The 21,055-nt window shown below is 69.6% G+C and carries 19 protein-coding genes; 12 read left to right on the plus strand and 7 right to left on the minus strand.

Features of this window, described 5'->3' with window-relative positions; genetic code table 11:
- The first annotated feature begins 66 nt into the window (after positions 1–66).
- Positions 67–531 (plus strand): MarR family winged helix-turn-helix transcriptional regulator, encoded by a 465-nt coding sequence (locus EOW66_RS10385; protein ID WP_128156296.1) that lies wholly within the window; start codon positions 67–69, stop codon positions 529–531.
- Positions 528–2,375, plus strand: a complete 1,848-nt coding sequence (locus EOW66_RS10390) for an FUSC family protein (RefSeq protein ID WP_128156297.1) — start codon at positions 528–530, stop codon at positions 2,373–2,375. Before EOW66_RS10385 ends, EOW66_RS10390 begins: the two co-directional genes overlap by 4 nt.
- Before the next feature lie 3 nt (positions 2,376–2,378).
- On the opposite strand, the gene EOW66_RS10395 is transcribed toward EOW66_RS10390, so the two are convergent.
- From EOW66_RS10395 to EOW66_RS10415, 5 genes are all read right to left on the minus strand, one after another.
- Complete coding sequence (locus EOW66_RS10395) at positions 2,379–2,750, minus strand: DUF1850 domain-containing protein (RefSeq protein WP_128156298.1); 372 nt, start codon at positions 2,748–2,750, stop codon at positions 2,379–2,381.
- The gene (locus tag EOW66_RS10400; RefSeq protein WP_128156299.1) at positions 2,747–4,849 is read right to left on the minus strand and encodes a TRAP transporter permease; all 2,103 of its coding nucleotides are present in this window, start codon (positions 4,847–4,849) and stop codon (positions 2,747–2,749) included. Before EOW66_RS10400 ends, EOW66_RS10395 begins: the two co-directional genes overlap by 4 nt.
- Before the next feature lie 93 nt (positions 4,850–4,942).
- Complete coding sequence (locus EOW66_RS10405; RefSeq protein WP_128156300.1) at positions 4,943–5,893, minus strand: TAXI family TRAP transporter solute-binding subunit; 951 nt, start codon at positions 5,891–5,893, stop codon at positions 4,943–4,945.
- 212 nt (positions 5,894–6,105) lie between these two features.
- On the minus strand, positions 6,106–7,425 hold the full coding sequence (locus EOW66_RS10410; protein WP_128156301.1) for a sigma-54-dependent transcriptional regulator: 1,320 nt from the start codon (positions 7,423–7,425) through the stop codon (positions 6,106–6,108).
- Positions 7,422–9,206, minus strand: a complete 1,785-nt coding sequence (locus EOW66_RS10415) for an ATP-binding protein (protein WP_128156302.1) — start codon at positions 9,204–9,206, stop codon at positions 7,422–7,424. The genes EOW66_RS10410 and EOW66_RS10415 overlap by 4 nt, the downstream gene beginning before the upstream one ends.
- Positions 9,207–9,521: 315 nt before the next feature.
- Here EOW66_RS10415 and bioB point away from each other — a divergent pair, with 315 nt between their 5' ends.
- Genes bioB through EOW66_RS10445 form a run of 6 tightly spaced genes read left to right on the plus strand, consistent with a single transcriptional unit; the run spans position 9,522 to position 14,916 of the window.
- Entirely contained in the window at positions 9,522–10,526 is a 1,005-nt protein-coding gene (gene bioB / locus EOW66_RS10420; RefSeq protein WP_128156303.1) for a biotin synthase BioB, read from the plus strand.
- Positions 10,523–11,653 (plus strand): aminotransferase class I/II-fold pyridoxal phosphate-dependent enzyme, encoded by a 1,131-nt coding sequence (locus EOW66_RS10425; protein WP_380710537.1) that lies wholly within the window; start codon positions 10,523–10,525, stop codon positions 11,651–11,653. The genes bioB and EOW66_RS10425 overlap by 4 nt, the downstream gene beginning before the upstream one ends.
- Positions 11,650–12,279: a dethiobiotin synthase gene (bioD, locus tag EOW66_RS10430; protein ID WP_128156305.1), complete on the plus strand. Its 630-nt coding sequence runs from the start codon at positions 11,650–11,652 to the stop codon at positions 12,277–12,279. The genes EOW66_RS10425 and bioD overlap by 4 nt, the downstream gene beginning before the upstream one ends.
- Positions 12,279–13,565, plus strand: coding sequence for an adenosylmethionine--8-amino-7-oxononanoate transaminase (bioA, locus tag EOW66_RS10435; protein WP_128156306.1), 1,287 nt, complete (start codon positions 12,279–12,281; stop codon positions 13,563–13,565). Before bioD ends, bioA begins: the two co-directional genes overlap by 1 nt.
- Positions 13,562–14,176 (plus strand): pimeloyl-ACP methyl esterase BioG family protein, encoded by a 615-nt coding sequence (locus tag EOW66_RS10440; protein ID WP_128156307.1) that lies wholly within the window; start codon positions 13,562–13,564, stop codon positions 14,174–14,176. The genes bioA and EOW66_RS10440 overlap by 4 nt, the downstream gene beginning before the upstream one ends.
- Positions 14,173–14,916, plus strand: a complete 744-nt coding sequence (locus EOW66_RS10445) for a methyltransferase domain-containing protein (RefSeq protein WP_128156308.1) — start codon at positions 14,173–14,175, stop codon at positions 14,914–14,916. The genes EOW66_RS10440 and EOW66_RS10445 overlap by 4 nt, the downstream gene beginning before the upstream one ends.
- Here EOW66_RS10445 and EOW66_RS10450 read toward each other — a convergent pair.
- Both EOW66_RS10450 and cyoE read right to left on the minus strand, forming a co-directional pair.
- Complete coding sequence (locus EOW66_RS10450; protein ID WP_128156309.1) at positions 14,913–15,521, minus strand: GntR family transcriptional regulator; 609 nt, start codon at positions 15,519–15,521, stop codon at positions 14,913–14,915. The genes EOW66_RS10445 and EOW66_RS10450 overlap by 4 nt on opposite strands.
- Before the next feature lie 78 nt (positions 15,522–15,599).
- The gene (cyoE, locus tag EOW66_RS10455; protein ID WP_128156404.1) at positions 15,600–16,550 is read right to left on the minus strand and encodes a heme o synthase; all 951 of its coding nucleotides are present in this window, start codon (positions 16,548–16,550) and stop codon (positions 15,600–15,602) included.
- 382 nt (positions 16,551–16,932) lie between these two features.
- Between cyoE and cyoA the strand changes: the two genes are divergently transcribed.
- The 4 genes from cyoA to cyoD are packed head-to-tail and all read left to right on the plus strand — an operon-like array spanning position 16,933 to position 20,993.
- Positions 16,933–18,006, plus strand: a complete 1,074-nt coding sequence (cyoA, locus tag EOW66_RS10460) for a ubiquinol oxidase subunit II (RefSeq protein WP_128156310.1) — start codon at positions 16,933–16,935, stop codon at positions 18,004–18,006.
- A complete protein-coding gene (cyoB, locus tag EOW66_RS10465) occupies positions 17,996–19,990 on the plus strand; it encodes a cytochrome o ubiquinol oxidase subunit I (RefSeq protein ID WP_128156311.1) in 1,995 nt (664 codons plus the stop codon). The genes cyoA and cyoB overlap by 11 nt, the downstream gene beginning before the upstream one ends.
- A complete protein-coding gene (gene cyoC / locus EOW66_RS10470; RefSeq protein ID WP_128156312.1) occupies positions 19,987–20,625 on the plus strand; it encodes a cytochrome o ubiquinol oxidase subunit III in 639 nt (212 codons plus the stop codon). Before cyoB ends, cyoC begins: the two co-directional genes overlap by 4 nt.
- Positions 20,625–20,993 carry a cytochrome o ubiquinol oxidase subunit IV gene (cyoD, locus tag EOW66_RS10475; protein ID WP_128156313.1) on the plus strand — a complete coding sequence of 123 codons (369 nt, stop codon included), beginning with the start codon at positions 20,625–20,627 and terminating at the stop codon, positions 20,991–20,993. Before cyoC ends, cyoD begins: the two co-directional genes overlap by 1 nt.
- Positions 20,994–21,055 lie beyond the last annotated feature (62 nt).

Raw genomic sequence — 21,055 nt, forward strand, 5'->3', positions numbered from 1 at the left:
CCCGGGCGGCATCGCTTGCCACCAAAATCGTTTGCAATGCCAATTATTTTGAGGCACAGGCAGCCGATGCGCATCGAGCCCGATTCCCCCCGCCTCCGCTTCGGATACCTTTTCGTCTCGCTTGGCCGTGCCTGGCGGCGCGTCGTCGACCATCGCCTCGCCGAGGCCGGGCTCAGCGACGCCACCTGGGCGCCGCTCGTCAACCTTGCCCGCCATGGCGACGGCATCAGCCAGACCGAGCTGGCCGCGCGGCTCGGCCTCGACGGCTCGAGCCTCGTGCGGCTGATCGACCTGCTCGCCGAGCGCGGTTTCGTCGAGCGTCAGATCGACCCCGCCGACCGCCGCGCCCGCCGGCTGCTGCTGACCGCGGCCGGCCGCGCCGAGGTCGAGCGCATCCTCGCCGAGCTTGGCCGGATCGAGACCGAGCTTCTGAGCGATGTCGACGAGGCCGAGATCGGCCGGATGCTGGATGCGATGGAACGGATCAAGGCCCGCACCGAGGCCATGCTCGACCGGGAGAAGACGAAATGACCGCCACCCTCGAACGCTATGGCTTCGATGCCGCCCGCACCGCCTTTGCCGGGCGCACCGCGGTCGCCGCCTGCATCGCCTTCATCGCCGGCTGGGCGCTCGGGCTCGAGCATCCGCAATGGTCGGCAATGGCGGTCTGGGCCGCCGCACAGCCGACGCGCGGGCAACTGCTGGAGAAGGGCTTCTTCCGCATCGCCGGCACGATCAGCGGCACGCTCGCCGGCATCGCGCTGGTGCTGGCGATGCAGATCCACCCGGCGCTTCTGGTTCTCGGCCTTGCGCTCTGGGTCGGGCTGTGCACCGCGATCGGCAACCTGCAACGCGGTTTTGTCGCCTATGGCACGGTGCTTGCGGGCTATACCGCGGCGATGGTGTCCCTGCTCGATGCCGCCCATCCCGAGCATGTGCTGCACCTCGGCGCCGACCGCTTCGCGACGGTGCTGACCGGCGTCGTCACCGCGATGGTGGTGGGCACCGTCTTCGCTCCGCCGGCGGCGCGCGGCGCGCTGCGCGCGCGCCTTGCCGCGCTGGTGGCCGACCTGCTCGAGGCCGCGGCGACACCCGCAAGCGACGCGCGCGCGCCGGCGCTGCTTGCCGAGATGTCGGCGATCGAGGACGGGCTCGACCCGCATGGCGCGGGCTCGTTCCGCTCGCGGCGCGACGTGCGGGCGGTGCGCTCGGTGCTGATCGCGGCGATGGCGCTGCTGCTGTGGCGGCGCGCGGCCGAAACCCTGCCCGCCGCCGTCGCGGCCGAGCTGCTGCGCGCCGCGCAGCTGCTGCGCGCCGATGCCCCCGAGGCCGCGGCCGAGGCGCTGACCCGCGCCGCCGCGGGCCGGCCCGACCTTGCCGAGACCCTCGCCCCCCTCGCCGCGGCACTGCACGGCTGGCTGCGCCCGGAGACCCCGCCGACCGAGACCGCCCTGCCGGTGGTGCTGCACCGCGACTGGATCGGCGCGCGCGAGGCGGGGCTGCGCGCCTTCGGCGGGCTGTTGCTGTTCGGCGTTATCTGGCAGCTCACCGGCTGGAGCGCCGGCGCCTACATGCTGCTTGGGCTGTCGGTGATGCTCTCGCTCTTCTCCACCTTCGAGAACCCCTCGGCGCAGATGCGCAACGTCTTCTATGGCCAGATCCTCGGCGTGATCGGCGCGCTTGCCTGCCGCTGGCTGGCCTGGCCGCTCGCCGGCAGCGAGCTGCAGATGATCCTGTCGACCCTGCCCTTCATCCTGATCGGTCCGCTCTTCGTCGGCCATCGCCGCACCGTGGCGGCAAGCTTCGACTACAACATGGTGCTGATGCTGATGCTGCAACCGCACTGGCCGCTGAGCGGCAGCTTTGAGGCCTCGCTTGCGGCGGGGCTGGCGGTGCTCGCCGGGCCGGTGGCGGCGATGGTCGCCTATCGCTTCGTCTATCCGACCAGCCTGCGGCGCCGGCAGGACACGCTGATCGCGATGATGCGGCGCGACCTTGGCGATCTGGCCGCCGACCCGCAGGCGCTGTCGCACCGGCAGGTGTGGCGGGCGCGGCTCTATCACCGGCTGCTGCGGCTGGTGCGGCTGTCAGGGCGTTCGGCCCGGGCGAGCGCCGAGGCGATGGAGATCGGGCTCGCGCTCGTCGGCCTTGGCCAGGCGGCGATGCGCGCGCATGAGATCGGGGCCTCGGGGGCGCCGCCGGCGCGCGCCGCGCGCGCGGTGCTTGCCCGCCTCGCGCGCTACCCGGCCGATCCGGGGCGCAGCAGCGCGGCACTGGCGCGGCTCGGCACGCGGCTGAGCGGGGCGGATGCCATGCTCTTCGCCGAGGCCGCCGCGCAGATCACCGCCCCCGCCGTCACCGGCCGCGCGGGCTGAGCCTCAGCCGTCGCAGCCGGGTGCCACCCAAAGCCGGATCGGCGCGCCCTCGGTCGCGCCGATCTCGCGGCAGGCACCCTCGGCGCAGAGCGTCCAGCCGCCAAGCGTGGCGCCCGAGGCGGCCAGGAAGACCTCGCGCTGCAGCGGCAGTTTCGGGAAGTAGTGCCAGCCGTCGGGTTCGAGGATCGCGTCGGGCGGCGCTTCCATGCCCGCCCCGGCGCTCGTCACCCGGGCCTCGACCGGGCGCAGCCCGGTGCCCGTGACCTCCCAGCGTTCCCACCAAGTGGTGTGCTGGACCGAATGGGTCCAGCTCAGGGTGAAGGTGCCGACGGCAAGGGCAAGCGCCTTGCCGCCGGCGAGGATGCACAGCGTCATGCCGCGGCCGGCGCGCCCTTGCGCCCGCGCAGCCAGATCAGCACCGCGACCAGCGCCGTGATGCCGAAACCCAGCTCGTCCGAGATCGGCAGGGCCACGATCAGCGACACGCCACCGGCGAAAGCCAGCACCCGCTCGTACCAGCGCAGCGGCATGTGCAGATAGCCCACCACCGCAAGGCCCCAGAGCGCGATCGCGATCACCGTCTTCGCCACGACATAGACGACCTCGACCGGATAGCCGAACTGCTGCGCCATCCAGCCGCCGTCCTGCAGCATCAGCGAGGGGGTGAAGACCGCCATGAACGGCACGATGAAGCCCGCCGCCGCCATCCGGATCGCCTGCAGCGAGATCTTCAGCCCCGAGGACTTGGCGATCGGCCCGGCGGCAAAGCACGCCAGCGCCACGGGCGGCGTCAGGTCGGCCATGATGCCGAAGTAGAACACGAACATGTGGCTGACGATCAGCGGCACGCCGAGTTCCAGCAGCGCGGGGCCGGCAAGCGACGAGGTGATGATGTAGTTCGGGATCGTCGGGATACCCATGCCAAGGACAAGGCAGGTGAGCATCGTCAGCACCAGCGACAGGAACAGGTTGTTGTGCCCGATCTGGATGATCGCCCCGATGAAGGTGGAGGCGATGCCGGTCAGCGTCAGCGTGCCGATGACGATGCCGACGATGGCACAGGCCATGCCGACGGGCAGCGCGTTGCGCGCCCCCTGCGCCAGCGCGTCACGCACGATCGCAAGGGTGTGCCGCCCGCCCTTGAACGGGATCGTCGCGATGACGAGCGCGCCGATCACCACGAAGAGCGCCTTCACCCCGAATTCGAGGAAGGAGGCACAGCCAAGGCCGAGCGCCAGCCAGAACACCACGCGGAAGGCCATCGGCCCCATCAGCGCGGCGAGCGGCGCACCGAGGATCAGCACGACCACCAGGCCAAGGCCCATGGTGCCCGCAAAGATCGGCGTATAGCCCGCAAACAGCAGATAGACGAGCGCGGCAAGCGGCAGCACCAGCGGCCATTGCTCTTTCACCGCGGTCCAGGGGTTCGGCAGGTCGGCCTTCGACATGCCCTTCAGCCCCATCCGGCCGGCTTCCAGATAGACCATCCAGAACACCACGCCGAAATAGAGCATCGCCGGAATGATCGCCGCCTTGACGATCTCCGCATAGGGCACGTTCAGGGTCTCGGCCATGATGAAGGCGACGGCGCCCATCACCGGCGGCATGATCTGCCCGCCCATCGAGGCGGTGGCCTCGACGCCGCCGGCAAAGGCCGAGCGGAAGCCGAATTTCTTCATCAGCGGGATGGTGAACTGGCCCGAGGCCACGACATTCGCCACGCCCGAGCCCGAGATCGTGCCCATCAGCGCCGAGGACAGCACCGCGACCTGCGCCGGGCCGCCGCGCAGATGGCCCACAAGGCCAAGCGCGAAGTCGTTGAACAGGTTCAGCATCCCCGCCCGTTCGAGGAAGGCCGCGAAGACGACGAAGATGAAGATGTAGGAGCTGCTGACATAGATCGGCGTGCCGTAGATGCCTTCGGTGCCGAAGGAAAAGTTCTCGACCAGCTGGGCAAAGTCATAGCCGCGGGTCTGGAACACGCCCGGCGCATATTCGCCGAAGGCGGCATAGGCCAGGAACAGCGAGGCGATGATCGCCAGCGGCCAGCCCATCAGCTGGCGCGAGGCGATGAAGACGACGACGATCAGCACCGTGCCGGTGACGAGGTCGGCCGTCGTCAGATAGCCGGTGCGCTGGATGATGTCGGTGTAGAAGATCCAGTTGTAGAGGCCGGTCGCGAAGCCGGCGAGGCCGACGATCCAGTACCAGATCTTGCCGAGCTTCGTCTTCATCACCAGGTTCGAGATGAGGACGCAGCCCAGAAGCACGAGGAAGCCGACGTGCAGCGCCCGCAGGATCTGGCTCGGCAGGGTGCCATAGGCGGCAACGAACAGCTGGAACAGCGAGAAGACGAAGGCGATCCAGAACGCGATCTTGCCGCTCAGCCCGTCGCCGAAGCCGGGCGGCAGCCCCTCGAGCGCCTCTTCGTGCTCGGGGTGTGCGGTGTCATGGATGGAATGGGATGCGGACATCAGGGGTCTCCGGCTGGGCAAGGGAAAAGCGGGCGCCGAGGGCGCCCGAAGGTCCGGGCGGCCGCGCCGCCCGGGGGTCCGGTCCTGCCCGGTTTACTTGATCAGACCGACTTCGCGGTAATAGCGCTCGGAGCCCGGATGCAGCGGGATCGAGAGCCCGTCGAGCGCATGCTCGAGCTTGATGTTCTTCGCCGCCGAATGCGCCGCCTCGAGCTTCGTCAGGCTCTCGAACAGCAGCTTGGTCATCTGATAGGCGGTGTCGTCGCTGACCCCCGCGCGGGTGACAAGCACGTTGCCCACGGCCGCGGTCGGGATGTCCTCGGTCTGGCCCTGATAGGTGCCCGCCGGGATCACCGCCGGCACGTAGGGGGCGCCGATCTTCTCGACGACTTCCTTCGGGATCGCGACGATGGTGATGTCATGGGTCGAGGCGAGGTCCTTGATGAAGGCGACGCCGAGGCCCGAGGACTGCAGCGTTGCCTGCAGCTGGCGGTTCTTGATCAGCTCGGCCGATTCCGCATAGGGCAGGTATTCGACCTTGCCGAGGTCGTCATAGCTCATCCCCGCCGCCTTGAAGATCTCGCGCGCATTCAGCTCGGTGCCCGAGGCCGGCGCGCCGACCGAAAGCGTCTTGCCCTTCAGGTCGTAGATCGTCTTGATCCCCGAATCCTTCTCGGCAACGATCTGGATGTAGTTCGGATAGATCGCGGCCAGCGCGCGCAGATCGGTCAGCGGCTTCGGGAAGCCCGCTTCCTTGTTGCCCTCCCAGCCCGCCTTCACCGAATCGCCGAGCGCGAAGGCCAGCTCCGCCTTCTTCGCGCCGAGCAGGTTCAGGTTCTCGACCGAAGCCTTGGTCGCCTGCACCTGGGTGCGCGCGCCCGAGATGTTCTCGCCGTAGATCTCCGACAGCGCCACGCCAAGCGGGTAATAGACCCCCGAGGTGCCGCCGGTGGCGATGTTGATGAATTCCGCCTGCGCCGCCGGCGCGATCAGCGCGGCTGCCGTCATCGCGGCGGAAAAGACCTTGGCCTTGAAACCGATCATGCGATTTCCTCCCCTTGCATTGGCTTCGATGGGCAGAAGCCTGACCGAGCGGACCCGTCGCGCAAAGAAATTTCGCGGCACGGCAAGGAATTCGTCATAATGATGCAATAATCTGATTTTGTTTCACTTTTTCGGCATGAAAATGTGATCCACGGGACAGAAACAGGCAACATCCCGCCCGGGCGAAATCCTGTGGCGAAATTCCGCCCGGCTCAGTCTGCCCGCAATCCGTATTTCGCAATCTTTTCGTTCAGCGTCCGGCGCGGGATGCCCAGCATTTCCGCCGCCTCCGAAGAACGCCCGTCATGCAGGCGCAGCGCCTCGGCGATCGCCTCCGCCTCGAAGCGCGCGACACGTTCGGGCAAGGTGCCGGCCTCGGGCGGCGCGGCGGCGACCGGCAGGCGCAGGCCCAGCACATGGCGCTCGGCCGCGGCCTTCAGCTCGGCGGCGTTGCCCGGCCAGTCCTGGCCCTCGAGAAGCCGCAGATCGGCATCGAGCAGCACCGGCACCGGCCGGCCGAAGCGCTCGGCCGCGTCCTCGACGAAGCGGGTGAACAGCAGCGCGATGTCCTCGCGCCGCTCGCGCAGCGGCGGCACCGCAAGGTCGATCGCCGTCAGCCGGTGATAGAGGTCGGCGCGGAACCGGCCGGCGGCGATCTCGGCGCCGATCTCGGCATGGGTCGCGGCAATCACCCGGATGTCGACGGGGCGCGGCGCGTTCGAGCCGATGCGCTCGATCGTGCGGTCCTGCAACACCCGCAGCAGCCGCGCCTGCAGCGCCGGGCTCAGCCGCTCGATGCCGTCGAAGAACACGGTGCCGCCGTTCGCGTGCTCGAGCTTGCCCACCCGCACCGCGGTGGTGCCGGCGACGAAGCCGCGCTCGTGGCCCAGGAGCTCGGCCTCGAAGGCCTGCTCGGGGCGCGGCGCGCAGTCGATCACCACGAAGGGCCGGCGGGCGCGGCGGCCGAAGTCGTGCATCGCCCGCGCGATCTCTTCCTTGCCCACCCCCGGCTCGCCGCGGATCAGCAGGTCGACCGGCAGATCGGCCAGCACCCGCACCGCCTCGCGACACGCCGCCATCGCCGGCGACACGCCCGCGAGCCGCGATTCAAGCCGCACCGAGGCGATCTCGGACCAGCGCGCCGCACGCACCTCGCGCCGCATCCGGCGCAGCTCGACCGCGCGGTCGATCGCCGCCACCAGATGCTCGGCAACATAGGGTTTCTCGATGAAGTCATGCGCGCCCTCGCGCATCACCTCGACCGCGACCGGCACATCGCCATGGCCGGACAGCAGGATCACCGGCAGGTCGGGGTCGGCCGCGCGCAGATGGCGCAGCACATCGCGCCCCTCGATCCCGGGCATACGCAGGTCGGTCACCACACAATCGGTCGCCGCCGGGTCGATTGCGGCCAGCGCCTTTTGCGGGTCGGTGAAGGTGGCGACGGCAAAGCCCGAGGCCTCGAGCCAGTCGGCCGCCGCCTCGCACAGCCGCGGCTCGTCGTCGATGAAGGCGATGGTGCCGCGCGTCATGGCTGTCCTCCGTCCCGGGGCGCGAAGAGCGGCAGCTCGAGCACGGTGAGCGTGCCGCCGCCCGGCCGCGCGCGAAAGCTGAACCCCGCCCCCATGTGATCGAGGATCGTGCGCACGATGGCAAGGCCAAGGCCCAGCCCCTCGCCGGTGACGCGGGTGGTGAAGAAGGGTTCGAACACCTTGTCGCGCAGCTCCTCGGGGATGCCGGGGCCGCGGTCGGCGAGGATCAGGGTCAGCCGCCCCGCCCCCACCTCGGCGCTCAGGGTGACGGACGTCGTGCCCCCCGCCCCCGCCGTCGCCTCGGCCGCGTTCAGCACGAGATTGGTCAGCACCTGCTGCAACTGGCCGGGGTTGCCGGCGACGGGCGGCAGATCGGCGGGCAGATCGGCCACGACCGGCACGGCGAGCTCGCGCAGCCGCGGCGCCAGCACCTCGAGCGCGGTGTCGAGCGCCGCGGCCACGCTGACCGGCGCGGCGGGTTCGGGCCGGGCGCGGGCGCCGAAGCGCTTCAGGCTGCGCACCATCTCCTGCATCCGCCGCAACAGCCCGCGCGCCGAGGCGAGGCTCTTCCCGGCCTTCGCCTGCGCGCCGGCGGCCAGATGCAGCTCGGCCGCCGCAAGGGTGTTGTCGAGCGCCGAAAGCGGCTGGCTCACCTCATGCACGATGGTCGAGGACATCCGCCCGAGCACCGCCAGTTTCGCCGCATGCACAAGGCTTTCATGGGTGCGGCGCAGCTCCTCCTCGGCGCGGCGACGCTCCTCGACCTCGCGCGCGAGGTCCGCGGTGCGCTCGGCCACCCGGCGCTCGAGCACATCGGCCTGTTCAAGCCGCATCCGCACGATCTGCCGGCGCTGACGCCAGAACAGGCCCGCCCCCGACAGAAGCGCCCCGCCAAGCGCCGTCATCGCCGCAACCAGCCAGGCGGTGGCGGTGGCCGGTGCCTCGGGCGCGGCCGCCAGCACCTGCCAGCCGTCGGGCTCGAGCCCCATCTGGGCCAGCCGCAACCGCTCGCCGCCCGCGACCAGCCGCCCGCCCTCAACCAAGGGCGCACTCGTCGCCACATCAAGCCCCTCATAACGCCGCTCGGCCGCGAGCTGCGCCACCGCCGCATCGGAAAGCGCATGCAGCGGCCGATAGCGCCAGTCGCGCCGCCCGGCGAGAAAGACGATGCCCAGCCCGTCCGCGAGCCCCACCGCCTCGTTCGCCCGCACCCAGGTCGCCTCGAGCGAGGCCATCTCGATCTTCACCACCGCAACGCCGATCGGATGCGCCGCCGGCCCGATCCGCACCGAGAGGAAATAGCCCGGCTTGCCGGTGGTGACGCCGACCGCGTAATAGCGCCCCTCGCCCGCCGACAGCGCCTCGCGGAAATAGGGGCGGAAGGCATAGACCTGGCCAAGAAAGCTGTCCGGCGTGTTCCAGTTCGAGGTCGCGACCGTGCGCCCCGCAGCGTCGAGCAGGAACAGCTCGTCGACATGCGACAGGTCGCGCACGGTCTGCAGATAGGCATTCGCCTCGTCCGCCGCCCGCGCATCGCCGCCATCGAGCAGCCGCAGGATGCGCGCATCCTGCCCGACGACCGAGGGCAGATAACGATAGCGCTCGATCTCGGACACCACGGCATAGCGCGTCACCGTCAGCCGGTCGGCCAGCTCCTGATCAAGGGCCGCAAGCGCCGTCGTGCGGGTGGCGACAAAGGCGCCGCCCGAAGCGGCAAGCGTCACCACGACCGCGGCGGCGATCAGGGCGTGCTGTGTTTCACCGGCCGGTCTGCGGATCACGGGGCGGGCTCCTTCGCTCTCGCCCGAGCTTTGCCCGCTTGCCGGCCGGGGTGCAAGCCGGGCCCCGGCGCGCGGCGGCACGGGGCCCGCATTCCGGCATTCGGGCGAGTCACGAGAAAAATCATAGATAATCCATTCGACCGATTTTTCTGAACGTCCGTTCAGGAAATCTGCGCATTCCCTCTGCTGCCGCGCGGTTACATCGCTGCACGTCCCGCCTCATATCCGAAAAATCATAGATAATTTTTAGAATGAAGAGGAACATCACGTCCCGTTATCAATAATCATCGCCACAACCCCGCAAGGAGGATGCGCATGACCCCCGAGACTCGCCCCGCCGCCGAGATCTACCACCAGCCGTTGATGGACCTCCTGTTCGAGGCGCAAACCGTCCATCGCGCCCATTTCGACCCGAACCGGGTGCAATGCTCGATGCTCGTCTCGATCAAGACCGGCGGCTGTCCAGAGGATTGTTCCTATTGCGCGCAATCGGCGCGCAACGGGTCGGAGCTGTCGGCCTCGAAGCTGATGGAGGTCGAGCGGGTGCTGGCCGAGGCGCGCCGGGCGAAGGCCGCGGGCGCCACGCGCTATTGCATGGGCGCCGCATGGCGCTCGCCGAAAGAGCGCGACATGCCCGCACTCGAGGCGATGATCCGCGGCGTCAAGGCGCTCGGGCTCGAGACCTGCATGACGCTCGGCATGCTCTCGGGCGAGCAGGCGGGGCGGCTGCGCGGCGCCGGGCTTGATTACTACAACCACAACATCGACACCTCGGAGCGCTTCTACCCCGAGATCATCACCACCCGCAGCTTTCAGGACCGGCTCGACACGCTCGCGGCGGTGCGCGCGGCGGGGATCTCGGTGTGCTCGGGCGGCATTCTGGGGCTCGGCGAGACCGCCGCAGACCGGATCGCGATGCTCGAGACGCTCGCCAATCTGCCCGAGCCGCCGCAATCGGTGCCGGTCAACATGCTGATGCCGATGGAAGGCACGCCCTTGGCCGAGGCACCGCGCCTCGACCCGATCGACCTCGTGCGCACCATCGCCACCGCCCGCATCCTGATGCCGCGCTCTTACGTCCGCCTCTCCGCCGGGCGCAGCGGGATGAGCGACGAGCTGCAGGCGATGTGCGTCTTCGCCGGCGCGAATTCGATCTTCGTGGGCGAGCGGCTGCTCACCGCCGACAACCCCGGCGAGGACAGCGACGCAGCGCTGTTCGTCCGGCTCGGCCTGACCGCCGAGACCGGCCCCGAGGTCGGGATCGAGGAGACGCCCGACGGCAGCTGCGACACCGGCTGCTGCGGCGGATGCGCGGCATGAGCGCCTTTCCCCGCCACGCCGCGGCGCTGCGCGCGCTCACCGCGCGCGGCCGGGGGCGCGTGCTGGCACCGGCGCGGGGGCTCGATTTCGCCTCGAACGACTATCTCGGCCTTGCGGCCTCCCCCCTCCTGCGCGACGCGGCCGCCGCAGCGCTGGCCCGCGGCGTGGCGATCGGCGCCGGCGGCTCGCGCCTGTTGCGCGGCAATGACCCCGAGCACGAGGCGCTCGAGGCCGAGGCTGCGGCCTTCTTCGGCGCCGAGGCCGCGCTCTTCATCGGCGGCGGCTTTCAGGCGAACCAGGCGATCTTTGCCACGCTGCCGATGCAGGGCGATCTGGTCCTGCACGATGCGCTGGTGCATGCAAGCGCGCATGAGGGGATGCGCCTTGGTCGCGCCGAGACCCGCGCCTTCGCCCATAATGACGTGACCGATGCCGCCGCGCAGATCGCCGCATGGCGGCGCGCCGGAGGCACCGGCCGGGTCTGGATCGCGGTCGAGAGCGTCTATTCGATGGAGGGCGATCTGGCGCCGCTTGCCGATCTCGCCGCCCTCGCCCGCGCCGATGACGCGGTCTTGGTGGTCGACGAGGCGCATGCGACCGGGGTCTTCGGCCCGCATGGCGCGGGGCTCGCGCATGGGCTGACCGACGTTGCGCTCGTGACGCTGCACACCGGCGGCAAGGGGCTTGGCGCCGCGGGCGCGCTGATCTGCGCCGAGCGGGTGCTGATCGAGACGCTGGTGAACCGCGCCCGGCCCTTCATCTTCGCCACCGCCCCGGCGCCGCTGACTGCGGCGATCCTGCGCGCGGCGCTGCGCGGGCTGGCCGAACATCCCGAACTGCAGGCGGCGGCGCAGGCGCGCATTGCCCATGCCAGGGCCGAGGCCACCCGGCTGTGCGGCCTGCCCCCCGCCGCCAGCCAGATCCTGCCGGTGATCGAGGGCGAGGACAGCCGCGCCCTCGCCCGCGCCGCGGCCCTTCAGGCGCGCGGCTTCGACGTCCGCGCAATCCGCCCGCCGACCGTGCCGCGCGGCACCGCGCGGCTGCGCCTCTCGCTCACCGGCTCGGTGGGCCCCGCCGAGATCACCGCGCTGTTCGAAACCCTCGCCCAGCTCAGGAGCATCCCATGAGCCGCCCCGAAACCGTCGTCGTCACCGGCACCGATACGGATATCGGCAAGACCGTGTTCAGCGCGGGCCTCACTGCCGCGCTGCAGGCAAGCTATTGGAAACCCGTGCAATCCGGGCTTGAAGGACCGACCGACAGCGACACCGTCGCGCGGCTTTCCGGCCGCCCCGTGCTGCCCGAGGCCTATCGGCTGCGCCTGCCCGCCTCGCCGCATCTGTCGGCCGCGCACGAGGGGATGGAGATCGCCCCCGCCCGCCTGACGCTGCCCGACGTGCCGGGGCCGCTGGTGGTCGAGGGCGCGGGCGGGCTGATGGTGCCGCTGACCCGCCGCATCCTCTTCCTCGACGTCATCGCCGGCTGGGGCGCGCCGGTGATCCTCGCCGCGCGCACCGCCCTTGGCACGATCAACCACACGCTTTTGTCGCTTGAGGCGCTGCGGGCGCGGCGCGTGCGGGTCGCGGGCGTGGTGTTTCTGGGCGAGGAGGTCGCCGACACCCGGTCGGTGATCTGCGAGATCGGCCGCGTCGCGACGCTCGGCCGGTTGCCGCGGCTTGACCCGCTCACGCCGGACACGCTCGCCGCGGCCTTCGCCGGGCTCGACCTGTCGCCGCTGCGCGAGGCGTGGTGATGGACCCGCTGGCGATCGACCGCACCCATCTGTGGCACCCCTACACCTCGATCGCCGCGCCGCAGCCGGTGCACCGGGTGCGCGCGGCCGAGGGGATCTGGCTCACCCTCGACGACGGCACGCGGATGATCGACGCGATGTCGTCATGGTGGTGCGTGGCGCATGGCCATCGCCACCCGCGACTGGTCGCGGCGCTCGAGGCGCAGCTGCACAGCCTGCCGCATGTGATGTTCGGCGGGCTGACGCATGATGCGGCGATCGGGCTGGCGCGGCGGCTGGTGGCGCTGCTGCCGCCGGGGCTCGACCGGATCTTTTGCTGTGACAGCGGCTCGGTCGCGGTCGAGGTGGCGCTGAAGATGGCGGTGCAGGCGCAGCGCGCGCGCGGTGCCCGTGGCCGCACCCGCTTTGCCACGGTGCGCGGCGGCTATCACGGCGACACCTGGTCCGCGATGAGCCTGTGCGACCCGGTCACCGGCATGCACGGCCATTTCGGCGCGGCGCTGGCGGTACAACATTTCGCCCCCGCGCCGCCGGTCGCCTTCGGCGCCGACTGGCCCGAGGACCCGGCCCGAAACGGGCTTGGCGCGGTGGCGGCGCTCTTCGAGGACAAGGGCGCCGAGATCGCCGGTTTCATCCTCGAACCCGTGATGCAGGGCGCGGGCGGGATGCGGTTCTACCACCCCGCCTTCCTGCGCGGGCTGCGCGCGCTGTGCGACCGGCACGGGGTGATCCTGATCTTCGACGAGATCGCCACCGGCTTTGGCCGCACCGGGCGGATGTTCGCGATGGAACACGCCGGGGTCACGCCCGACATCCTGTGTCTGGGCAAGGCGCTGACCGGCGGCATGATGAGCCTGGCGGTCACCGTCGCGTCCAGCGCGATCGCGGCCGAGATCTCGGCGGGCGATCCCGGGGTGCTGATGCACGGGCCGACCTTCATGGCGAACCCGCTCGCCTGTGCGGCGGCCTGCGCAAGCCTCGATCTGCTGGCAGAGACCGACTGGCAGGGCGCCGTCGCCCGGATCGGAGCGCAGCTTGCCCGCGAACTTGCCCCCGCCCGCGACCTGCCGGGCGTGGCCGATGTCCGCACATTGGGCGCGATCGGGGTGATCGAGATGCGCGCCCCCCTCGACAGCGCGCAGGTGCATGGGTTTTGCCGCGCGGCCGGGGTCTGGCTGCGCCCCTTCGGGCGGCTCCTCTACACCATGCCGCCCTTCGTCACCGGGCCCGAAGACGTCTCGCGCATCACCGATGCGATGCTTTCCATCGCGAGGCAGGCGGCATGAGGGCGGAATGGCTGAGCCGTGCGGGCCGGGGCGAGTTGCTGCTCGTCCTTGGCGGATGGGCAGTCGGGGCCGAGCCCTTCCGGCACCTCGAGACCGCGGCCGACGTGCTGGTGCTGAGCGACTATCGCGCCCTCGACTGGCACGACGCGGTGACGGCGGGCTATGACCGCGTCACCCTTGTCGCCTATTCCTTCGGCGTCGCAGCGGCGGGCGCAGTGCTCGCGCAACTGACCCGCCCGCCCGTGCACCTCCACGCCTTTTGCGGCTCGCCCTTCCCCTGCGACGCGCGCCGCGGCATCGCGCCCGGGGTGCTGCGCGCCACGGCCGAGGGGCTGTCGGAGGCAAGCCTTGCCCGCTTTGCCCGCCGCGCCGGCGCGCCCGTGCCCGCCCCCGACATCGCCGCGCTGCGCGACGAGCTTTGCGCCGTCGCCGCCCGCCCGCCCGCGCCGGTGCCCGCCTTCGACCGGATCACCCTTGCCCGTCGCGACCGGATCTTCGCCCCCGCGGCGCTGACGCTTGCCTGGGCCGATCAGGCCTCGCGGCTGCGCTGGACCGAGACCGGCCATAACCCCTTCGCCGGCTGGCAAAGCTGGACGGAGGCGCAGGCATGAGCCGGCTCCCCCCGCGCGTCGCGCACAGCTTCGCCCGCGGCGCAGGCAGCTATCACGATGCGGCCGTGGCGCAGCGCGAGATCGCCGCAAGGCTGTTTGCCAGGCTGTGCGCCGCGGCGGGGCCGAAGCGGTTCGCCCGCGTGCTCGAGGCCGGCTGCGGCAGCGGGCATCTGAGCCGCCACCTTGCCACGTTCGCCCCCGACGTGCTCTGGCTCAACGACCTGAGCACGCCGCCGCCCGCCCTGCCCCGCGCCGTGGCACTGCCCGGCGACATCGCGCGGATCGCGCTGCCCGCCAAGCTCGACCTCGTCGCCTCCTCCTCGATGATCCAATGGCTCGAGGACCCGGGCGCGGGCATCGCACGGCTGGCCGGCAGGGTCGCACCGGGCGGGTTTCTGGCGCTCTCGGGCTTCGGTCCCGGCCATTTCCCCGAGCTGCGCGCGCTTGGCAGCTGCGCCGGCGCGCCGTCGTGTCTGAGCGGTGCCGGGCTGGCGGCGCTTCTGCCGGCGGGCTGGCAGGTCGCGGGGGTGGGAGACTGGCCGATCACACTGCGGTTCGAGAGCGCGCTTGCGGTGTTGCAGCATCTGCGTGCGACCGGGGTGAATGCGCGGGCGGGGCAGATCCGCTCGCGCGGCGCGTTGCAGCGGTTCCTGCACGCCTACGAGGCGCGCTTTGCCACACCCGAAGGCGTGCCGCTGACCTATGCCGCAAGCTGGCTGGTCGCGCGCCGCGCGTCTTAGCTCATCCGCGACAGGTGACGTTCCAGCACCGCGCCCGCGGCCTTCGGGTCGCGCCGCCGGATCGCCGCCATGATCGCGTGATGATCGGGGTCGATGCGCGGCCGCCAGCGTTCCTTGTAATGCACCAGCTGATAGCGCGCGGCGAGCAGTTGCAGGTTCGCCACCTCCTCCTGCAGCCGCGGCATGCCGCAGCCGGCATAGGTGGCGCTGTGGAAGGCGCGGTTCGCCTCTTCCCAGTCGAAGATGTTCTGCGCCGCATCGCAGACACGTCGCGCGGCCTCGGCCTCGGCGATCTGCACCGGGCTCAGATGCGGCACCGAATGACGCAGCGCGAGCGGTTCGAGCACGCCGCGCATCGCCCGCAGCTCGCGCTGCGCGGCCGGGTCGAGCGGCGCGACGCGCACGCCGCGATTGGGTTCGCTGACCGCCAGCCCCTTGCCGACGAGGCGCAGGAAGGCCTCGCGCACCGGCACATGGCTGGTGCCGAATTCCTCGGCGATATGGTCCTGACGCAGCCGCTCGCCGGCGATCAGCTCGCCACGGATGATGCGGAAGATCAGCTCCTCGGCGATGCGGCCGGAAGTCGGCTGGCGTGTCTCGGTCATCGGCGGCCCCGGCGCTGTGCCCCGCCCGCGGCGGGGGTCAGGGGCATTTAGACCGGCGCAGGCGCCGATGCCAACCGCCTACCAGCGGGCAAGCCCCGCGCCGTGCAGCGCCGCCTCGGCCAGAAGCGCGCAGAAATGCAGGAAGAGATAGGAGAGCGACAGCCGGAACAGCCGCTTCTCGGCCGCCTGGCCATCGGCCTCGGCGGCGGCCTCGGGGCGGCGGAAGACCCGCCAGGCGCCGGCGAGGAAGCGCAGGTTCAGCCCCGCCGCCACGGTCAGATAGACCGGCCCGCCGATCGCCGTCAGCCCGAGCGCGAGCGAGGCCGGGATCAGCAGCAGGGTATAGCCGAGGATGTGATTGCGCGTGACGCGCCGGCCATGCGTCTCGGTCAGCATCGGGATGCCGGCGCGGCCGTAGTCCGACTTGACGAAGAGCGCGAGCGCCCAGAAATGCGGCGGCGTCCACATGAAGATCAGCGCGAACATCAAAAGGCTCTCGAGCGAGACGCCGCCCGTCGCCACCGCCCAGCCGATCATCGGCGGAAAGGCCCCGGCGGCACCGCCGATCACGATGTTCTGCGGCGTCGAGCGCTTCAGCCAGATCGAATAGATCACCACGTAGAAGAAGATGGTGAAGGCCAGCAGCGCCGCGGCGATGCCATTCGCCACCACCGCGAGCAGCCCGACCGACAGCACCGACAGCGCCAGCCCGATCGCCAGCGCCTCGCCCGCGGCCACCCGGCCCGCCGGGATCGGCCGGCCGGCGGTGCGCTTCATCTTGGCGTCGATGTCGGCATCCCACCACATGTTCAGCGCGCCCGAGGCGCCGCCGCCCACCGCAATGCAGGCAATCGCCATTGCGGCGCGCAGCGGGTCGAGGTGGCCCGGCGCGACCAGCATGCCGACGAGCGCGGTGAAGACGACAAGCGACATCACCCGCGGCTTCAGCAGCACGATGTAATCGCCCGCGCGGGCCGGGCCCGGCGGCCCCTCGGCGCGGGTCGGATCGGCGATCTGCTGCGTCCTCATGTCCACTTGCCCCTGCTGGTCCCGCAACGGACGGGAGTCGGGGCTTGATATGACACGGCGCCGCATCGGGGCAAGGCGCAGGGGCATCGGCGGGGCTTTGCTCACGCAAGCGTGCGCAGTTGCGCCAACCGACTCGGAGCAGCCGGGTTTTGCGCCCTGGACGCACAAAACCCGGGCAACACCCGGTTTCCGTCGCGCGCGGCGGATCACGCCGTGTCACGAATGCGCGAGAATTTTTCTCAAAATTGGGCTTTCAAGACCGTGCGACAGAATGTCGCGGCGCATAATGTCGCATCGCATCCTAGCCCGATAGCGCAAACGCGCCCGGCCTGCCCGCCTCCCCGGCCCGCAGCCGCGCCCGGACAAGCTCAAGAGGCAAGACTTGCTCAGATCACCGAAACTCCTGCTGGCGACGGCTGGCGCATTCGCGCTTTCCGGCTGCCAGTTCGACGTTCTGTCGCCCCAGGGCTGGGTCGCAGGACAAGAGCGCAACCTGCTGGTCATCGCGACCCTGCTGATGCTGATCGTGATCGTGCCGGTGCTGTTCATGGCGGTCTACTTCCCGCTGCGATACCGCGCCGACCGTCCCGACAGCACCGATTACGACCCCGAGTTCACCCATTCGAACACGCTCGAGGTGGTGGTCTGGGGCGTGCCGATCCTGATCATCCTCGCGCTTGGCGCGGTGACCTGGATCTACACCCACCGGCTCGACCCCTATCGCGACCTGAGCGCGCTGAACGCCGGCACCCCGGTCGAGGTCGAGGCCGTCTCGCTCGACTGGAAATGGCTGTTCATCTATCCCGAGCTCGGCGTCGCCTCGGTGAACGAGCTGGCCATTCCCGCCGGCCGGCCGGTCAACTTCCGGCTCAGCTCCTCGACGGTGATGAACACGCTCTCGATCCCCGCGCTTGGCGGCATGGTCTATGCCATGGCCGGGATGGAGACCCAGCTGCACCTGATCGCCGACGCTCCCGGCACCTTCGCCGGCCGCTCGGCGCATTACTCGGGTCCGGGCTTCTCGCAGATGACCTTCGACACCCGCGCGATGAGCGAGGACGATTTCAACGCCTGGGTGGCGGCGGCGAAGGCCAGCCCCGAGGCGCTGACCCGCGACACCTATCTGGCACTCGAGCGGCCGACCATCGGCGAGCCGGTGCGGCATTACGGTTCGGTCGAGGACGGGCTTTTCGCCCGCATCGTCGGGCTTTGCGTCGAGGCCGGCAAGGTCTGCGTCGGCGACATGATGATGCAGGACAAGATGGGCGGCGGCGGGCTGAACGGCATCGCGAACGCGCCCGCCTACAGCTATGACCGCGCCCGCGCGATCGACGGTTTCGGCAATCCGCTCGACCTGCCCGCGCCCGAGCCGAAGGCCTTCCACGAGGCCTTCCTGACCAACCCCGACCTGATCTGCGGCACCGGCCGCACGGAGGCTGCGATCCATGTCAACTGAAGTTGCAAACGCCGGCGAGGTGATCTCCCCGATCTTCGGGCGCCTGACCCTCGACTGGATCCCCTATCACGAACCGATCCTGATCGGCACCTTCGCGGGCGTCGCGCTTGGCGGCATCGCCGTTCTGGCGCTGATGACCTATTTCCGGCTGTGGATGCCGCTGTGGCGCGACTGGGTCACCTCGGTCGACCACAAGAAGATCGGCATCATGTACATGGTGCTCGGCTTCATCATGATGGTGCGCGGCTTTGCCGATGCGCTGATGATGCGCGCGCAGCAGGCGATGGCCGCGGGCGGCGCGGCGGGCTATCTGCCGCCGCACCACTTCGACCAGGTCTTCACCGCGCATGGCGTGATCATGATCTTCTTCGTCGCCATGGCCTTCGTGACCGGGGTGATGAACTATGTCATGCCGGCGCAGATCGGTGCGCGCGACGTGGCCTTCCCGTTCCTGAACAACTTCTCGTTCTGGATGACGGTGGCGGGCGCGCTCCTCGTGAACATCTCGCTTTTCATCGGCGAGTTCGGGCGCGTCGGCTGGCTGGCCTTCCCGCCGCTCTCGGGCTCGGCCTATTCGACCGGGCCGGGCATGGACTACTATCTGTGGTCGCTGCAGATCGCCGGCATCGGCACGACGCTCTCCGGCATCAACCTGATCGCCACCATCCTGAAGATGCGCGCGCCGGGGATGAAGCTGATGGACATGTCGGTCTTCACCTGGACGACGCTGTGCACCAACGTGCTGATCGTCGCGGCCTTCCCGGTGCTGACCGCCTCGCTCGCGCTGCTGACCCTCGACCGCTATCTCGGCATGCATTTCTTCACCAATGACTTTGGTGGCAATGCGATGATGTACATCAACCTGATCTGGATCTGGGGCCACCCGGAAGTCTACATCCTGATCATCCCCTGCTTCGGCATCTTCTCGGAAATCGTCGCCACCTTCTCGGGCAAGCCGCTGTTCGGCTACAAGGCGATGGTCTGGGCCACCGCCTGCATCACGGTGCTGAGCTTCGTCGTCTGGCTGCACCACTTCTTCACCATGGGCTCGGGCGCGAACGTCAACACCTTCTTCGGCATCACCACGATGATCATCTCGGTGCCGACGGGGGTGAAGATCTTCAACTGGCTGTTCACCATGTACAAGGGCCAGGTCCGGCTTGAAGTGCCGATGCTGTGGACGATCGGCTTCCTCGTGACCTTCACCATCGGCGGCATGACCGGCGTTCTGCTGGCGGTTCCGCCGGTCGACTTCCAGCTCCACAACACGCTGTTCCTGATCGCCCACTTCCACAACGTGATCATCGGCGGCGTGGTCTTCGCGGTCTATGCCGCGGTCAGCTACTGGTGGCCCAAGGCCTTCGGCTTCAAGCTCGACGACCGGCTCGGCAAGGCAACCTTCTGGTTCTGGTTCATCGGCTTCTGGTTCGCCTTCATGCCGCTTTATGCGCTTGGCCTGATGGGCGTCACGCGGCGGATGAACTCCTATGCCGATGCCGCCTGGCAGCCCTATTTCATCGTCGCGGCCTTCGGCGCGCTGCTGATCCTGTGCGGCATCATCTGCACCTTCGCGAACTTCGGCTACTCGATCCTGAACCGCAAGAAGCTCGCCTGCGGGCCCGACCCGTGGAACGGCCGCACCCTTGAATGGGCGATGCAGTCGCCGCCCGCGCCCTACAATTTCCCGCAGGAAATCCATGTGCGCGGCCGTGACGAGTTCTGGCGGATGAAGCAGGAAGGCTTCACCTGGGCGCAAAGCTATGCGCCGATCCACATGCCGAAGAACACCGCGACCGGCGTTCTGCTGGCGGCCTTCGCCCTCGTCCTCGGCTTCGCGATGGTGTGGTACATCTGGTGGCTGGCCGGCCTTGCCTTCCTCGCGATGCTCGCCATCGGCATCGGTCACACCTTCAACTACAACCGCGACTACTTCATCCCGGCGACCACCGTTGCCGCGACCGAAGCGAAAGGAGCGACGGCATGACCCCGTTCGACGCCACCCGGGTCGGGGCGATCCCCGGCCTCGCCGCCGCGCAGGCCCATGACCATGACCACGGCGCCGGCCATTCCAGCCCGACCGCGATCGGGTTCTGGATCTACCTGATGAGCGACTGCATCATCTTCGGTTGCCTGTTCGCGACCTATGCGGTGCTCGGCGGCAACTATGCCGGCGGCCCCGGCCCGAAGGACCTGTTCGAGCCCGGCTTCGTCGCGGTGGAAACCGCGCTGCTGCTGATCTCCTCGGTCACCTTCGGCCTCGCGATGCTGAAGGCCGAGGCGGGCGCCCGCGGCGCCACCATGGCCTGGCTGGTGGTCACCGCGCTCTTCGGTGCGGGTTTCATCGGCATGGAAGTCTACGAGTTCCGCCACCTCGTGCATATCGGCGCGGGGCCGGACCGCTCGGCCTTCCTGTCGGCCTTCTTCGCGCTTGTCGGCACCCATGGGCTGCACGTCACCGCGGGCCTGATCTGGCTGGTCACCCTGCTCGTGCAAGTGGGCCAGCGCGGTCTGGTGCCGGCGAACATGCAGCGGCTCTCGACGCTCAGCATGTTCTGGCACTTCCTCGACCTCGTCTGGATCGGGGTCTTCTCCTTCGTCTATCTGGTGAGGCTGATCTGATGAGCGCACATACGCAACACGGCAGCCACGGCAGCATGGGCACGCTGATGACGGGCTTTGCCCTTGCGGCGCTGCTGACCATCGTTCCCTTCGCGCTGGTGATGGGAGAGGTGCAGATCAGCCGCATCGCGATGATCGGCATCATCATGGGGCTCGCCGCGGTGCAGATCCTCGTGCACCTGGTGTTCTTCCTGCACGTGAACCGCTCGGCCGAAGGGGGCTGGACGCTCGCCGCCTCGATCTTCTCGGTGATCATCCTCGTCATCGTGCTCGCCGGCTCGCTCTGGGTCATGCACAACATGAACGAGAACATGATGCCGATGCCTGACATGGATCACATGATGAACCTGCAATCGCAGCAGGGCTGAGCCCCGCCTGCGTGACGCATCCCGACGGGGCCGGTCTTCCGGCCCCGTTCGCATGAGGAGAA

The sequence above is a fragment of the Paenirhodobacter huangdaonensis genome, assembly GCF_004022465.1.
Taxonomy (GTDB): domain Bacteria; phylum Pseudomonadota; class Alphaproteobacteria; order Rhodobacterales; family Rhodobacteraceae; genus Rhodobacter; species Rhodobacter huangdaonensis.

What these genes read in the sequence shown, in the direction of transcription:
- EOW66_RS10445 (WP_128156308.1), top strand. Translation starts at nt 14,173, where the DNA reads ATGAGCCGGCTCCCCCCGCGCGTCGCGCACAGCTTCGCCCGCGGCGCA.
- bioB (WP_128156303.1), top strand. Translation starts at nt 9,522, where the DNA reads ATGACCCCCGAGACTCGCCCCGCCGCCGAGATCTACCACCAGCCGTTG.
- EOW66_RS10400 (WP_128156299.1), bottom strand. Translation starts at nt 4,849, where the DNA reads ATGTCCGCATCCCATTCCATCCATGACACCGCACACCCCGAGCACGAA.
- cyoE (WP_128156404.1), bottom strand. Translation starts at nt 16,550, where the DNA reads ATGAGGACGCAGCAGATCGCCGATCCGACCCGCGCCGAGGGGCCGCCG.
- cyoC (WP_128156312.1), top strand. Translation starts at nt 19,987, where the DNA reads ATGACCCCGTTCGACGCCACCCGGGTCGGGGCGATCCCCGGCCTCGCC.
- bioD (WP_128156305.1), top strand. Translation starts at nt 11,650, where the DNA reads ATGAGCCGCCCCGAAACCGTCGTCGTCACCGGCACCGATACGGATATC.
- EOW66_RS10385 (WP_128156296.1), top strand. Translation starts at nt 67, where the DNA reads ATGCGCATCGAGCCCGATTCCCCCCGCCTCCGCTTCGGATACCTTTTC.
- cyoD (WP_128156313.1), top strand. Translation starts at nt 20,625, where the DNA reads ATGAGCGCACATACGCAACACGGCAGCCACGGCAGCATGGGCACGCTG.
- EOW66_RS10410 (WP_128156301.1), bottom strand. Translation starts at nt 7,425, where the DNA reads ATGACGCGCGGCACCATCGCCTTCATCGACGACGAGCCGCGGCTGTGC.
- EOW66_RS10440 (WP_128156307.1), top strand. Translation starts at nt 13,562, where the DNA reads ATGAGGGCGGAATGGCTGAGCCGTGCGGGCCGGGGCGAGTTGCTGCTC.
- EOW66_RS10390 (WP_128156297.1), top strand. Translation starts at nt 528, where the DNA reads ATGACCGCCACCCTCGAACGCTATGGCTTCGATGCCGCCCGCACCGCC.
- EOW66_RS10405 (WP_128156300.1), bottom strand. Translation starts at nt 5,893, where the DNA reads ATGATCGGTTTCAAGGCCAAGGTCTTTTCCGCCGCGATGACGGCAGCC.
- cyoB (WP_128156311.1), top strand. Translation starts at nt 17,996, where the DNA reads ATGTCAACTGAAGTTGCAAACGCCGGCGAGGTGATCTCCCCGATCTTC.
- bioA (WP_128156306.1), top strand. Translation starts at nt 12,279, where the DNA reads ATGGACCCGCTGGCGATCGACCGCACCCATCTGTGGCACCCCTACACC.
- EOW66_RS10450 (WP_128156309.1), bottom strand. Translation starts at nt 15,521, where the DNA reads ATGACCGAGACACGCCAGCCGACTTCCGGCCGCATCGCCGAGGAGCTG.
- EOW66_RS10425 (WP_380710537.1), top strand. Translation starts at nt 10,523, where the DNA reads ATGAGCGCCTTTCCCCGCCACGCCGCGGCGCTGCGCGCGCTCACCGCG.
- EOW66_RS10395 (WP_128156298.1), bottom strand. Translation starts at nt 2,750, where the DNA reads ATGACGCTGTGCATCCTCGCCGGCGGCAAGGCGCTTGCCCTTGCCGTC.